Below are 13843 nucleotides of genomic sequence, written 5' to 3' on the forward strand. Positions count from 1 at the left end.
TCTTAGGGCTTTACCTTGTTCCGGCTCCAGCCCTCGTATCCGGAAGTGGCTGGCGTTGCGGGACGGAGAACCGGGATCGGAGCTCTTTCCAGCTTGAACCGCGTCACCTTGGCCACCCCGCCAGCCCCGCCAGCCCCGCCAGCCCCGATAACACCAGCAAACGCGGCAGTAGATGCCGCTAGTGACTCGTCACGGCTTGCCTCAACGAGTTCCGCTCCGGCAGCGTAGTTTTCCTGATCGTGCCCAGGACCGATGCCGGGATTTTCCCCTTCGGGTGTCTTGACTTCATTGGTCAGCGTGACCGTCACCCTGTCCTTAGTATCGGCGTTGACCCGGCCGTCTGCTCCTGGAACCCAGTCTTGGACCTGCTCCAAATGGAGTGAACTGATGCCGGGCTCAGCGGTGATGCCGCCGACAGGTGCCCCGGCCGTCAGCACATACTTGAGATCGAATTCGCTGAGAAACGCCTTGTCCCGGCTGAGGTTCATGGCGTGAACACCTCCCTGACTGTGTCCCACTGCCACCACTTGATCGCCCGCTTCAGCCCCGGCTTCACGCAGTGCCGCGCCAACAGCCGGGACAACTTCTTCGGAGTCGTAGCCCAGTGCTTCACCTATTCCTTGAATGTCGAAAGGATTGGTAGGGGGTGAATCAGGCTGGGTTCCAGGGATCAGCACCATCCATGAAGCAGAGCCGTTGTTGTCAAAGCGGATCACTTCAATTTCTCCGCTGTTGCGGGCGTGGAGCCTCTCGAGACGACGGAGGCTTTCCGCCATGGACGGATCCACGTCCGCCACCGATTCGTCCACTCTTTCAACACTCACGGGTCTTGGCCGCAGGTCCGGACGGAGAGGCGATTCAAGGACGCCGCGAGCGACGCCCCCTGAACTCGTCCAATAAGGAAAAACTGCACCTGCCAGGTAATTACTCGTGTCCCGCGTCGGCGGCCAGGCCAATTTCATCTCGTCAAAGGCCGGGAGTCGCGGCCTGGCGTTCTTGGCCTCCGCTTCCACATAGTCCCTGTGGCTGGCCCGCACACTTCCACTGATCTCCACCAATTCCTGGCGAACCTTTCCCACTTCCTTCCGGCTCTCGGCCACAGCGTTGAGGGCGTTACAGCCAGTGTCATAGGAATCGTAGAGAAAGGGTTCCAGGCAGTCTTGAACCTGACGCGCTTCTTCTTCGATGTCCAGGAGCTGCTGGACCAGTTCGTCAAGCTTGCCCGCACCCCTCAGGAGCTCCTCGAGCTGAAAGGACATTCCGCCCACGCCTCCCCTGATAGCGAGGATTCCGTCACTGGCTGGGCGAGAGGGCTGTGGTGCTGTGCCAGCCCCGACGGGAGCTGCATCTGCCATTACGGACCCCGTTCGCCTGAGACGGAGACGTTTTGAGAGTGTCGGAGCACCATGGCAACGGAAGCTTCCACCGACTCACGCGCACGCATCAGCGCTGAAGCATGCAGGGCAAGGGTGGTCCGGTAGGCCCGTCCCGCGGGAGAGAGCCAGTCATCCACCTGCGCTCTCCGCAGGGACGTGAGAACCTGGTCCACTTGGTCTACGCACGCTTGCATCCGCCAAGCGAGCCTTTGGACTTCGTGGCTTCGGGAAGCACATTCCAAGGGATCAAAAGTAGGCGGGTTGGGTGCAGGCATCAAGCCGACGCTCATTGTCTGTGTACTCCGTTGATTGTTCTGCTGATCGGTAGGGTCGACGCTACGCAGCGGCCGAACCCAACGGAAGTGCCGCCGTCGGCTATGTGGATAACCCGATCAGCCGTCCACATAGGCTTGTCATCGACTCCCGACCCATGCACGGAGCATGAAAGAATAGTCGACATGGCTGAATCCACCCGAGTGTCCCTCGCTTCCGAACCTCTCGCCCTTGGCGCCCTTGATGGCCGCTACCGCGCCGCCGTCGCGCCCCTCGTTGACTACTTGTCCGAGGCTGCGCTTAACCGCGATCGCGTTCACGTCGAAGTTGAATGGCTCATCCACCTGACCAGCCAGTCCGTACTGCCCGGCGCGGGGCCGCTGTCCGACGAGCAAGTGGCCCAGCTGCGTGCCATCGTTAATGAATTCGATGCCGCCTCTGTCAACGAACTCGCCGAGATCGAAGCCGTCACCGTCCACGACGTCAAGGCTGTTGAGTACTACATCGGCCGCCGACTGCCGGCCATTGGCATCGAGAACCTCACCGCCATGGTGCATTTCGGGTGCACCTCCGAGGACATCAACAACCTCTCCTACGCTGTGGGTATCAAGGGTGCCGTGGAGAACGTATGGCTGCCCAACGCCACCGCCCTCGTGAAGCAGATCGAAGCCATGGCCGAAGCAAACCGCTCGGTGCCCATGCTGTCCCGCACCCACGGCCAGCCTGCAACGCCCACCACGCTTGGCAAGGAACTTGCTGTCATAGCGCACCGCTTGAACCGCCAACTGGCGCGCATTGCAAAGACGGAATACCTCGGTAAGATCAACGGCGCCACCGGCACCTACGCCGCGCACGTCGCTTCCGTTCCTAGTGCTGACTGGGAAGCTGTCGCCAAGACATTCGTGGAAGGCCTGGGCCTCACTTGGAACCCGCTCACCACGCAGATCGAAAGCCACGACTGGCAGGCAGAGCTTTACGCCGACATCGCACGCTTCAACCGCATCCTGCACAACGTCTGCACGGACATCTGGAGCTACATCTCCATCGGTTACTTCCGCCAGATCCCGGTCGCCGGGGCCACGGGTTCCTCCACGATGCCGCACAAGGTCAACCCGATCCGCTTCGAGAACGCCGAAGCCAACCTGGAAATTTCCAACGGGCTCCTGGACACCTTGGGCGCCACACTGGTCACCTCGCGTTGGCAGCGCGACCTCACGGACTCCTCCTCGCAGCGGAACATCGGCGTTGCCTTCGGCCACTCGCTGCTCGCGATCTCCAACGTAGCCAAGGGCCTGAAGGCCCTGGACGTCGCAGAGGAAGTCCTCGCCGGTGACCTCAACACCAACTGGGAAGTACTGGGCGAAGCAATCCAGATGGTCATGCGCGCCGAAGCCATCGCCGGCGTCGAAGGTATGGAAAACCCGTACGAACGACTCAAGGACCTGACCCGCGGCCAGCGCGTGGACGGCGCCCGCATGCAGGAATTCGTTCAGGGTCTTGGCCTCTCCCCCGACGCCGAGGCGCGTCTGCTCGCCCTGACCCCGGGCAAGTACACGGGCATCGCGGACAAACTGGTGGACCACCTTCAGTAAGGATTACCTGCAGGTAGGACAGAATGCTCGACGACGGCGGGCCGGGGCTGAGTGCCTCGGTCCGCCGTCGGCGTTTAAGCTGGTGAACGAAATTGTGTTTCCTCACCACAAATCGCGGAACAGTTACCAACGTAAGGAGCGGAGCACGCATGAAGCTCCTGTTGATCAGGCACGGACAGACGCCCGGCAACGTCGCAGGCCAGTTGGACACAGCATTCCCGGGGCCAGGGCTCACAGAGCTCGGCGAACGACAAGCGGCCGCACTGCCTGAGGCCTTGGCTGACGAAGCCATCGAAGCCCTGTACACCTCGACGTTGCTGCGCACCCGTCGGACCGTCGCGCCTTTGGCGAAGGCCACCGGATTGGAGCCGACAATTCTGGACGGCGTCCATGAAATTGAGGCAGGGGCTCTGGAGAAGAAAACCGACCACGAATCCCACCTCCGCTACATGAGCACAGTCTTCGCTTGGACAGACGGCGACTTGGATGTGCGCATGCCCGGAGCATTCAGCGGCCAGGACTTCTTCGCCAGGTTTGATGCTTCAGTACGGAAAGTTGCCCAAGCTGGACACTCCACAGCGGCCATCGTCAGCCACGGTGCCGCAATCCGCTGCTGGGCAGGACGCAGGGCAACGGACATAGATACGGTGTTCGCAGAAACCCATCAACTCCCCAACACCGGGATTGTGGCCCTGGAGGGCGATCCCGAAGGCGGATGGCGCGTACTGCATTGGGACCAGATCCCGGTTGGAGGCATGGCGCTGGCAGACCAAACGGCCGAGGATCCCACGGGCGAGGCACTTCAGCCCTGATCCGGCTTGGCCCATTCAGCGACGTTGTGTGATTCAGGGATGTTGCAGGGCTCCGGTACGTTGCGGGGCCTGCTTTGCACGCAAAACCCACTCCGGAGGGCGCAAAGCGGGCCTCACAACGGGAGAACTGCCTGCATTTCTCCCGACGCTTACGCGTATGAAACACCGCGGTAACCACAGTTCCCTAGGCTTAAGACGCATAGACACCTCCCCGAAACCCGGCGAAATGAGGCAAGATGCAGACCAACCCACGGCTCAACATCCGGCAGGTAACTTGGGCGAACCCCGTGGGCGCAGACCTCCGCGCCGCACAGCAGGCAGAACTCGATGCCAGGTTCGGAACCACTGATCACGAGCCCGGTCCCCCGCCGTCGGAGGCCGACACCGCAGTATTCGTTGTGGCCTACGAGAAGTGCTCCGGCCAACCTCTCGGCTGCGGCGGCCTGAGAATGCTGGATGAGAAGACCGTCGAGATCAAGCGGCTCTACGTTGTCCCCTATGCCCGAGGCTCGGGAGTGGCGAGTTCGATCCTCGCAGCGCTCGAAGCGCAGGCTCATTCCCATGGGTTCAGTGTGATCGCGGCTGAGGCAGGATCGGCCCAGTCGGATGGGCGGAGTTTCTATGAAAGTGCGGGGTTTGCCGCCGTGCCAAATTTTGGTCCCTACGTTGGCGTTAGCGAGTCGTATTGCTATTCCAAGCGGATCGACTCACACAGCGCGTCGCACACTGCAATGGCCTAGGTCACGGGCGCAATATCAAGCGAAGGTTGCGCCGGTTCGATAATCTCGGATTATGGAAAAAGCAGACATCACCTTTCGCACCCGCAAATGGGTGCGGCCCGAGGACCTTAACGCCAACGGCACACTCTTTGGTGGCAGCCTGCTTAAGTGGATCGATGAAGAGGCTGCGATCTACGCCATCCTCCAACTGGGCAACGGCCGCGCCGTCACCAAGTACATTTCCGAGATCAACTTTGTGAGCTCCGCGGTCCAGGGCGACTTGGTGGAGATGGGCCTGACGGCGAAACGCTTCGGACGCACGTCCCTGACCATGCGGGCCGAGGTCCGCAATATGATCACCCGGGAGGCGATCCTCACCATCGAGGAAATCGTCTTCGTGAATCTCGGCGCCGATGGCCGCCCCCAGCCGCACGGCTACACGGAGATTACGTACGATCGCGACCGCATTCCCACGCACCACCTCACGGAAACCCTGGACGAGGACTAAACCACCCGGCGTCGTGCGTTCCCGCAGCTTGGCGGCGTGTAACCAGCCCTCCAACCAAGCAGGAACGTTGGGCAAACAGCGCAAGCCACCGTTGAACCCCAGGCCATCGGAGGGTAGAACGGATAAATGACCAACGACGTGAACTCTTGGATGGATCAGTACGTACGCGCGTGGACCTCGAATGACCCCGACGATATCCGTGCCCTGTTTACTGAAGATGCCGTCTATTCCGATCGGCCGAACACCGAAAAACAATGGAACGGCCACGACGAGATCGTCAAAGCCTGGGCAGACGCCGGCGACAAGCCCGAGGACTGGACCTTCGAATGGACGCTGCTCGGACAGGATGGTGACACCGTGTTCGTCCAGGGCCTCACCACGTACCTGAATGGCGAGCCCACCTATGACAACCTCTGGGTTATCCGTTTCGCCGAGGACGGTCGCGCCCGCGAATTCACGGAGTGGTATATGGCCCGCAAGAAGTCATCGGCCAGCTAGCCCGCGCAACTGGCTCAGTAGCTTTCGCGCTCAGCCACTTCAGGCACCGGAATGAACGTTGATGCGAAGCCCTCGGAAGCGCGGGCAAGAACAGCGACATCGGCGCCGACCAGTACAAAGGAGGCACCGGCGTCGAGGTATGCGCGGGCAGTTGCCTCGTTGAAGGCGTTTACGCCAGCCGGTTTTCCGGCTGCTTTCGCGGCTGCAAGGCAATGCTCGACGACGGCCCTCACCAGGGGATTCTCCTGCTGTCCCAGCAGGCCCATTGAAGCGGCGAGGTCCGAGGGACCAAGGAAGATGCCGTCAACGCCATCGACGGCAAGGATCTCCTCAACGGCGGATGCCGCGGCCTCGGACTCGATCTGAACGGTGAGGCTGATCGAGTCGGAGGCGTTGGCCAAGTAGTCCGGGACGCGGTTCCAACGCGAGGCTCGGGCAAGTGCCGAGCCAACACCACGGACGCCAAGCGGCGGATAACGAACAGCGGCAACGGCGGTGGCTGCCTCAAATGCTGAGTTCACCATGGGGATCAGCAGGTTCTGCACGCCGAGGTCCAAATACTGCTTGATTAGCACTGTGTCATTCACGGGCGGCCGGACCATGACCTGCAGAGGGTAGCCGCTCACGGCATGAAGCTGTGCCACGATGGATTCGAGGCCGTTCGGGCTATGCTCTGCGTCAATCAGCAGCCAGTCCAAACCCGAGCCGGCACAGATCTCTGCAACCAGCGGACTTCCGGAACACACCCACATGCCGGCCAGCGGACGCCCCGCGTCACCAAGGGCCGAATAGAAGGTGGGGCTCAGCTGAAGTGACATGTCACAACTCCCAACGGTCCGTAGTCCGCGTGTACGGTATCACCTTTGTACACCCATAAGGGGCGTGTAAACGAGCCCGCGAGGATGATATCTCCAGCTTTCATTGAGTCCCCGTGTGCAGCGATCTTGTTGGCCAGCCAATGCACTCCGTTGGCCGGATGATCGAGCACTCCGGCAGCCACTCCGGTCTCCTCCACGGTCTGGTTTTTGTACAGGATGGCGGAGACCCAGCGGAGGTCGACGGCATCCGGCCGCACCGGGCGGCCGCCCACCACCATGGCGCCCATCGCGGCGTTGTCCGAGATGGTGTCCACGATGGTCCGGCCCTCCATCTCGATCCTGGAGTCCAGGATTTCGAGGGCCGGAACCACGTAGTCGGTTGCGTTGAGGACATCGAAAATGGTGCAGCCCGGTCCTTTGAGACCGGACTTGAGCACGAAGGCCAGCTCCACCTCAACCCGGGGATGGGTGTACTTGTCCCATTCCACGGAGCATCCGGTCTCCAAGACCATGTCATCAAAAATGGCGCCGTAGTCCGGCTCCGTGATGCCCGTGGCGGCCTGCATGGCCTTGGACGTGAGGCCGATCTTACGCCCCACCAACGTGCGCCCTGCTTCCTCATTCCGCCGCATCCACAACTGCTGCACGGCGTAGGAATCCTCCACCGTCATGCCTGGGTAGCGGGCGGTGAGGCGCGGTACCGGCTTGCGGTTGCGTCCGGCCTCGAGCAATTCGTCGGCAATGGCTTCGATCGTTTTCGCGTCCAGCATGGCTTTAGACCTGCGCTCCCAGTTTGAAACCCTCGGCAGCCTCGCCGGAGGCCCCGTCCGGACGAGTGTAGGAGAATCCGTCGGCGCCCACGGTGACCGCCATTTCCGAGGCGTCGGTACGCTCGATCACGGGTTGGGGATTGCCGTCGAGGTCCAGGACCAGGGAGGCCTCGGTGTACCAGGACGGGACTACGGGGTTGCCCCACCAGTCGCGTCGCTGGTTGTCGTGGACGTCCCAGGTGACGGTGGGGTTGTCCGGGTCACCGGTGTAGTAGTCCTGGGTGTAGATCTCCACACGGTGGCCGTCCGGGTCAAGGATGTAGAGGTAGAACGCGTTGGACACACCGTGGCGTCCGGGGCCGCGTTCGATGCAGTCGGAGATGCGCAGGGCGCCCATCTTGTCGCAGATCTGGATGATGTTGTGCTTCTCGTGCGTGGAGAACGCGATGTGGTGCAAGCGAGGTCCGTTGCCACCGGTCAGGGCGGTGTCGTGCACAGTCTGCTTGCGGTGCATCCACGCGGCGTATGTGACGCCGTCGGAATCTTTGATGTCTTCCGAGACGCGGAAGCCGAGGTCCTCCAGGTATTTGCGGCCGCGCGGGACGTCAGGGGTCACCTGGTTGAAGTGGTCCAGCCGGACGAGTTCGCCGGCGGAGTAGAGGTCGTAGCGCTGGGTGAGGCGTTCGACGTGCTCAACGTCGTAGAAGAACTCGTACGGGAAGCCCAACGGGTCTTCCACGCGGACGGAATCGCCCACGCCCTTGGTGAAGCCTTCCTTGCGGCGCTCAACCCGGCACCCCAACTCGCGGTAGTACGCCTCGGCGGCGTCCACCTCGGCCGGGGACTTCACCCGGTAGGCAAATGCTGCGGCTGCGGCAACGGGTCCCTTGCGGAGGACCAGGTTGTGGTGGATGAACTCCTCGAAGGAGCGAAGGTAGATGGTGTTCTCGTCCTCCTCGGTGACGTGCAGGCCCAGAAGGTCAACGTAGAACGCGCGGGATTTGGCCAGGTCCGTGACCACGAGTTCCAGGTAGGCGCAGCGGACGATGTCCGGAGCCGGGACTGCGGGAGTGGGGATGGGGCCGGTGAAGTTGCTCATGGGATTCTCTCTTCGTTGAAAGGGTGGTGTGGGAACCCAACTGAGTAGCAGTAGATGCCGTTTTGGAGACTCAAAACGCGCACTATTGCGACCTAGTCGGGTACTAGGCGCCGAACTTGGGCGTGTGGACGGAGCCGAGCGTGATGTGCACGGCTTGCTGATCGGTGTAGAAGTCGATGGAACGGTAGCCGCCCTCATGACCAAGACCGGAGGCCTTGACGCCCCCGAACGGAGTACGCAGATCGCGGACGTTGTGGCTGTTGAGCCACACCATGCCGGCCTCCACGTTCTGGGAGAAGTTGTGGGCCCGGGTCAGGTTCTGGGTCCAGATGTAGGCCGCCAGGCCGTACTTGGTGTTGTTGGCCAAGGCGAGGGCTTCGTCGTCGTTCTCGAAAGGCGTGATAGCCACGACGGGACCGAAGATCTCCTCTTGGAAGATCCGCGCGTCAGGCGCGACGTCGGCAAACACCGTGGGTGCGATGTAGTTGCCTTCAGGCAGGTGGTCGGGTCGGCCTCCGCCGGCCAGGAGCCGACCCTCCGACTTGCCGATCTCCACGTAAGAGGCCACCTTCCGGTAGTGCTCGGGATGAACCAGGGCACCTACCTGGGTCTTGGGATCGTGGGGATCGCCCACCACGATGTTCTTGGCCCGGGCGGCGTACTTTTCGCAGAATTCGTCGTAAATGGCGCGCTCAACCAGGATGCGGGAGCCGGCGGTGCAGCGTTCGCCGTTGAGGGAGAACACACCGAACAGTGCCGAGTCGATGGCGGCGTCCAGGTCGGCGTCAGCGAACACGACGCACGGTGACTTGCCGCCGAGCTCCATGGACAGGCCCTTGAGGTTGGCGGCTGCGTTGCGGAAGATCGTTTGGCCCGTGGTGGTCTCACCGGTGAAGGAGATCAGCGGCACGTCCGGGTGCTTCACCAGGGCATCGCCGGCTTCTTCACCCAGGCCGTTGACCAGGTTGAACACACCGTCAGGGAGGCCGGCGTCCTTGAAGATCTGAGCCCAGAGCGAGGCTGAAAGTGGCGTGAACTCGGCCGGCTTGAGGACCACGGTGTTACCGGTGGCCAAAGCCGGGGCGAGCTTCCAAGACTCCAGCATGAACGGGGTGTTCCACGGCGTGATCAGGCCAGCGACGCCGATGGGCTTGCGGTTCACGTAGTTGATCTGCGAGCCCGGGACCTTCATGGCGTCGTCGAACTGGGCCACGATCAGGTCCGCGAAGAAGCGGAAGTTCTCGGCAGCGCGCAGCGCCTGGCCCTTGGCCTGGGTGATCGGCAGGCCGGTATCGAAGGTTTCGAGTTCGGCGAGGCGGGCCTCCTGGGCTTCCACGGCGTCGGCGATCTTGTTCAGCACCCGGGCACGCTCACGCGGCTTCATCTTCGGCCACGGACCATTGACAAATGCTTCGCGGGCCGCGGCGACGGCGAGGTCGATATCTTCTTTCTGGCCGGCAGCAGCGGTGGCGTAGTTGCCGTTCGATACCGGGTCCAGGACGTCGAAGGTCTTGCCGGATACCGAATCAACGAACTCGCCGTTGATGAAGTGCTGGATATGGGACGGAAGGTTCTCGGGAATATAGTGCTTGGCGGTCTCTACGGAGGTCGTCATCGTTGAAGTCCTAACTAGTGATCAGTGGCGGTGGTTACTGTTTGGCTTGGGCCAGGTAGGCGTCCAGGGTGGCTGCGCGGTGCTGGCGGGCTGCTTTTTCGATGGTGTCGGCGTCTGCAGCGCCCTCAATAAGCTGCAGCAAGGCCTCGTGTTCGCGCACCGACTCCTGCGCGCGGCCGGGAACGAACCGGAAAGTCGACGAACGAAGCGAGGCCAGCCGGTTCCATCCCCGATGCACCAGGTCAAGAATGTGCGGATTGGGGCAGTGCTCAAAAAGGACGCTGTGGAAGTCCTGGTTCAGCGCGGTGAAGCGGACGGGATCGAAGTGCTCCAGGCACTCCCGCATTTCCTCGTTCACCGCACGAGCACGGGCGACGGCTACCGAATCGATCAGCGGTGCCGACAACGCCGTGGCAGCGCCCTCCACGATGCTCAACGTCTGCATCGTGTACAGGTATTCGGTGGGATCGATTCCGGCCACCGTAGCGCCCACGTTCCGCTCGAACTTGACCAGCCCTTCGGCCTCAAGCCGGCGGATCGCCTCCCGGACCGGCACCACACTGAAGCCCAGGTCCTCGGCGATCTTCGCGAGCACCAGCCGGTACCCCGGGGTGTACGCGCCTTCCACGATGCGCGCCTTCACGGCGGCATACGCCTGTTGGGACTTGCTTTCGGGATTAGCTTTCAGGGCAGGACTTCCGACGGCGGTTTCAGTCACCTGAGGCTCCTTCCGGGCTTTGGCTGGCCGACCATTCCGTGTAGCGTGCCTGCCATTCCTTGTTCATCGGGTACAGCCCATCAACGCTGTTGCCTTCCTGGACCATCTGGAAGATGAACGTCTCTTCCTCTTCCTGCTGGATGCAGTCGTCCACCAGTTCCTCGGCGATGGCCGGCGGGATCACCAGGATGCCGTCCGAGTCGGCCACGATGATGTCGCCCGGCTGAACGGTCGCGCCGCCGCATGCGATGGTGATGTCGGTGTCCCACGGAATGTGCCGGCGTCCCAGGACTGCCGGGTGCGGGTTGGCGAAGTAGGTGGGCATCTCCAGATCGGCCACAGCGGAGTAGTCCCGGACGCCGCCGTCGGTGATGATCGCAGCGGCCCCGCGGACCTGGGCCCGCAGCGCCAGGATGTCACCGACGGTGCCGGTGCCCTTCTCGCCGCGGGCTTCCATGACCAGGATTTCGCCCTCATTCACGGAGTCGATGGCCCGTTTTTGGGCATTGAAGCCGCCGCCGTGGGTCTTGAAGAGGTCCTCACGGTTGGGCACATAGCGCAGGGTCCGGGCCAGGCCCACCACCTTGCGGTCCGGGCGGGTGGCCTGCAAGCCGTCAATGCTCACATTGTTCAGCCCGCGCTTACGGAGCTGGGACGACAATGTGGCGGTGGCGACAGACTCCAGCTTCGCCTTCAGCTCCGGCGTCAGGACGGAAGCAGCCTCCGGTCCTGCAGCCTCCAGACCAGCCGCCTCCCGCGATCCATACGCTTCTTCCCGCTGGGTGTCATCGGTCTTGGGACGGGCACCAAAGTCCGCGAACGGCGTCGTGCCTTCCGTTACTTTGGTGGCCAGGCGGCCGCTGCTGAAATCACCTCCGGTGACCTCAATCTCGACGACGTCGCCCGGCTTGGCTACCGAGGCGCCGGCCGGGGTGCCGGTGAGGATGATGTCGCCCTCTTCGAGCGTGAGTAGCTGGGAGAGGTCCGCGACGAGTTGTGCGAACGGGAAGAGCAGGTCCCCGGTGGTATCGTCCTGGACCAGGTCACCGTTATGCCAGGTGCGGATCCGCAAATCGGTGGGGTCGACGGCGTCGGCAGGAATGAGTGCCGGGCCAACGGGAGTGAAGCCGTCGCCGCCCTTGGACCGGACATTGGATCCCTTGTCTGCGTAACGGAGATCGTAGACACCGAGGTCGTTGGACGCGGTAACCCACTCGACGTGGCTCCAGGCATCCTCCAACCCGACACGGCGGGCGGTCTTGCCGATCACCAACGCGATCTCGCCCTCGTAGCCGAGGAGTTCGCAGCCGGCCGGGCGCTCAACCGTTCCGGGAGCATCCGTGGAGCCGATTGCCAGCGACGAGGAAGGCTTCAGGAAGTAGGACGGCTGCTCGGGAGTACGCCCGCGCTGGGCCGCGCGGCTGGGGTAGTTGATGTGGACCGCAATGACTTTGCGCGTCCGGGCCAGCATCTCCTGGCTGACTTCCTGGGTCCGGAACTCCAGTGTCACGGCGCCTCCTCTTCCTCAGGCTGCATCAAGTACGAAATCGTATACGATAACTATGGACCGGAAACGTGATCTGCGTCAACCCCCTCCCCAAAACCCAACTAAGTAGCAGCTGAGGCGTTTTGAGCGTCCAACACGGCCTCTGCTGCTACCTACTTGGGGGATGCTGGTACTTGAACCAGGAGCAGTGGGGAGGTAGCAGCATGGAGCAGAAGAGTGAGCCGGAGCTGCTGAGATTTGCCAGCGGCGCGGAGTGGGAAGACTGGCTCTCCGCGAACCACAACACCAAGGCCGAAGCCTGGCTTGTCATCGGGAAAAAGAACTCGGGCGCCGGACTCATTGAGATACAGGAAGCCTTGGACGGCGCCCTCTGTTTCGGCTGGATCGACGGCCAACGCAAGGGCCACGACGACAAGACATTCCTGCAAAGGTACTCCCGACGTCGGGCCCGAAGCTCGTGGTCCCAAGTGAACGTGGGCAAAGTGGAAGCACTGATACGGGCACGACGCATGCAACCTGCCGGGTACGCCGAAATAGATGCAGCCAAAGCTGATGGCCGCTGGGAAGCCGCCTACGTTTCGCAAGCCAACGCAGAGGTTCCGGAGGACCTGCAGGCCGCACTCGCCGGAAACCGGGCCGCCAAGGAAACCTTTGAAAATCTGGGCAAGACAGAGCGCTACCTCATCATTTTGCAGGTGTTAAAAGCTCGCTCCACGGAGTCGCGCGCCAAGATCCTGGCGAAGGCAGTGGAGACGCTGGCGGTGAGGAGCTAGCTGCCCTTACAAACTGTCGGTGGGCTCCCGTAGGGTACCGGCATGGACATCATCCTTGTACCCGGTTTCTGGTTGGACACGTCGTCGTGGGAGGAGGTGACGCCACCGCTGGAAGCAGCCGGCCACACGGTTCATCCGCTGACGCTGCCGGGGCTGGAGTCGGTGGACGCATCACGCGCGGGCATCGGCCTTCGCACCCACATCGACGCCGTGGTGGCGAAAGTAGACTCCCTCGACGGCAAGGTCATCCTGGTGGGCCATTCAGGTGGCGGCGCCATCATCCATGGCGTAGCAGATGCCCGCCCGGACCGAGTGGCCCGCGCCATTTACGTTGACAGCGGACCGCTCGGTGAGGGCGGGGTCATCAATGACGAACTGCCCGACGACGGCGACGACGTCCCGCTGCCGCCATGGGAGTTGTTCGAGGAAGAAGACCTCGTAGACCTGACTGACGACCTCAAGGACGCGTTCCGGGTACGGGCCATCCCGGAGCCCAAGGGCGTTGCCTTCGACCAGCAACACCTGAGCGACATCCGGCGCTACGACGTACCGGCCACGATCATCGCCTGCCAGTTCCCGTCGTCGCTTCTCAAGGAGTGGATGGATGCCGGGCACCCGTTCACGGCAGAACTGGCCAGGATCCGGGACGTCGAGTACCTCGACCTCCCCACCGGACATTGGCCTCAGTTCACCAAACCCAAAGAGCTGGGTGAGGCGATCCTGACGGCGGTCGAACGCGCCAAATAGACCTCCGACGGCGGCACT

Annotated in this window: 15 protein-coding genes; 7 read left to right on the plus strand and 8 right to left on the minus strand. The window is 62.5% G+C overall.

Annotated elements, in window-relative coordinates; genetic code table 11:
• Positions 1–2 precede the first annotated feature (2 nt).
• Positions 3–1259, minus strand: a complete 1257-nt coding sequence (locus tag ACNAOT_RS21550; RefSeq protein ID WP_420179333.1) for a hypothetical protein — start codon at positions 1257–1259, stop codon at positions 3–5.
• A 95-nt stretch (positions 1260–1354) separates the two neighbouring features.
• The gene (locus ACNAOT_RS21555) at positions 1355–1651 is read right to left on the minus strand and encodes a hypothetical protein (RefSeq protein ID WP_256870589.1); all 297 of its coding nucleotides are present in this window, start codon (positions 1649–1651) and stop codon (positions 1355–1357) included.
• A gap of 183 nt (positions 1652–1834) precedes the next feature.
• On the opposite strand from ACNAOT_RS21555, the gene purB reads away from it, so the two are divergent.
• The 5 genes from purB to ACNAOT_RS21580 all read left to right on the plus strand — a co-directional run bounded on the left by purB (position 1835) and on the right by ACNAOT_RS21580 (position 5778).
• Positions 1835–3241, plus strand: coding sequence for an adenylosuccinate lyase (gene purB, locus ACNAOT_RS21560; protein WP_178993709.1), 1407 nt, complete (start codon positions 1835–1837; stop codon positions 3239–3241).
• Between the two features lie 149 nt (positions 3242–3390).
• Entirely contained in the window at positions 3391–4053 is a 663-nt protein-coding gene (locus ACNAOT_RS21565; RefSeq protein WP_420179336.1) for a histidine phosphatase family protein, read from the plus strand.
• 236 nt (positions 4054–4289) lie between these two features.
• On the plus strand, positions 4290–4793 hold the full coding sequence (locus ACNAOT_RS21570) for a GNAT family N-acetyltransferase (RefSeq protein WP_420179338.1): 504 nt from the start codon (positions 4290–4292) through the stop codon (positions 4791–4793).
• Between the two features lie 52 nt (positions 4794–4845).
• Entirely contained in the window at positions 4846–5280 is a 435-nt protein-coding gene (locus tag ACNAOT_RS21575; RefSeq protein ID WP_017198826.1) for an acyl-CoA thioesterase, read from the plus strand.
• Positions 5281–5406: 126 nt separating this feature from the next.
• On the plus strand, positions 5407–5778 hold the full coding sequence (locus ACNAOT_RS21580) for a nuclear transport factor 2 family protein (RefSeq protein ID WP_179016806.1): 372 nt from the start codon (positions 5407–5409) through the stop codon (positions 5776–5778).
• Between the two features lie 14 nt (positions 5779–5792).
• Here ACNAOT_RS21580 and ACNAOT_RS21585 read toward each other — a convergent pair whose 3' ends face one another.
• From ACNAOT_RS21585 to ACNAOT_RS21610, 6 genes are all read right to left on the minus strand, one after another.
• Positions 5793–6596 carry an HpcH/HpaI aldolase family protein gene (locus tag ACNAOT_RS21585; RefSeq protein WP_420179340.1) on the minus strand — a complete coding sequence of 268 codons (804 nt, stop codon included), beginning with the start codon at positions 6594–6596 and terminating at the stop codon, positions 5793–5795.
• A complete protein-coding gene (gene hpaH / locus ACNAOT_RS21590) occupies positions 6581–7366 on the minus strand; it encodes a 2-oxo-hept-4-ene-1,7-dioate hydratase (RefSeq protein WP_420179341.1) in 786 nt (261 codons plus the stop codon). The genes ACNAOT_RS21585 and hpaH overlap by 16 nt, the downstream gene beginning before the upstream one ends.
• A 4-nt stretch (positions 7367–7370) precedes the next feature.
• Positions 7371–8465 (minus strand): 3,4-dihydroxyphenylacetate 2,3-dioxygenase, encoded by a 1095-nt coding sequence (gene hpaD / locus ACNAOT_RS21595; protein WP_420179342.1) that lies wholly within the window; start codon positions 8463–8465, stop codon positions 7371–7373.
• A 103-nt stretch (positions 8466–8568) separates the two neighbouring features.
• Entirely contained in the window at positions 8569–10080 is a 1512-nt protein-coding gene (gene hpaE / locus ACNAOT_RS21600) for a 5-carboxymethyl-2-hydroxymuconate semialdehyde dehydrogenase (protein ID WP_310207516.1), read from the minus strand.
• Between the two features lie 34 nt (positions 10081–10114).
• A complete protein-coding gene (locus ACNAOT_RS21605) occupies positions 10115–10798 on the minus strand; it encodes a GntR family transcriptional regulator (protein WP_420179343.1) in 684 nt (227 codons plus the stop codon).
• Complete coding sequence (locus ACNAOT_RS21610) at positions 10791–12269, minus strand: fumarylacetoacetate hydrolase family protein (RefSeq protein ID WP_420181210.1); 1479 nt, start codon at positions 12267–12269, stop codon at positions 10791–10793. Before ACNAOT_RS21610 ends, ACNAOT_RS21605 begins: the two co-directional genes overlap by 8 nt.
• Before the next feature lie 239 nt (positions 12270–12508).
• Here ACNAOT_RS21610 and ACNAOT_RS21615 point away from each other — a divergent pair, with 239 nt between their 5' ends.
• Positions 12509–13078, plus strand: a complete 570-nt coding sequence (locus ACNAOT_RS21615; protein ID WP_420179344.1) for a YdeI/OmpD-associated family protein — start codon at positions 12509–12511, stop codon at positions 13076–13078.
• Between the two features lie 42 nt (positions 13079–13120).
• Positions 13121–13825 (plus strand): alpha/beta fold hydrolase, encoded by a 705-nt coding sequence (locus ACNAOT_RS21620; protein WP_420179345.1) that lies wholly within the window; start codon positions 13121–13123, stop codon positions 13823–13825.
• Positions 13826–13843: the final 18 nt, after the last annotated feature.

The sequence above is a fragment of the Paenarthrobacter sp. TA1.8 genome (assembly GCF_048595705.1).
Classification (GTDB): Bacteria; Actinomycetota; Actinomycetes; order Actinomycetales; family Micrococcaceae; genus Arthrobacter; species Arthrobacter nitroguajacolicus.